This is a genomic window from Paeniglutamicibacter sp. GQ140, from assembly GCF_059759235.1.
In genome coordinates, this window is sequence record NZ_JCAXDW010000036.1 from 1 (window position 1) to 435 (window position 435).

A 435-nucleotide genomic window follows, 5' to 3' on the forward strand; every position below is an offset into this window, starting at 1 on the left:
TACGCCCGCCTCACCGATGCCCAGTGGGAGCTGATCGCCCCGTTCATGCCCGATTCCACGGGCAGGGCCGGACGCCCGTTCAAGGACCACCGGCTCGTGGTCGAGGGCATCATCTACCGCTACCGCGCCGGCATCCCGTGGCGCGACCTGCCCGAGCATTTCGGGTCCTGGAAGACCGTCTGGAAGCGCCACCGCCGCTACGCCGCCGACGGCACCTGGGACGCCGTGCTGGCGACCCTGTTGGGCCACGCCGAAAGCCGCGGCCTGGTCGACTGGGAGGTGTCGGTGGACTCCACGATCAACCGTGCCCACCAGCACGGCACCAACCTCCCGCGCCACACAGGGGGACCTGTCGAATTACAAGAATCTTCTCGAAGAGCCCCCTGACCACGCCATCGGCAAGTCCCGCGGCGGGCTGACCACCAAGATCCACTC

At 68.3% G+C, this 435-nt stretch carries 1 pseudogene; it reads left to right on the top strand.

Annotation, left to right across the window (positions count from 1 at the left end):
• Positions 1 to 435 (top strand): annotated as a pseudogene (locus AC6CHY_RS19955) (IS5 family transposase); the annotation flags it as partial.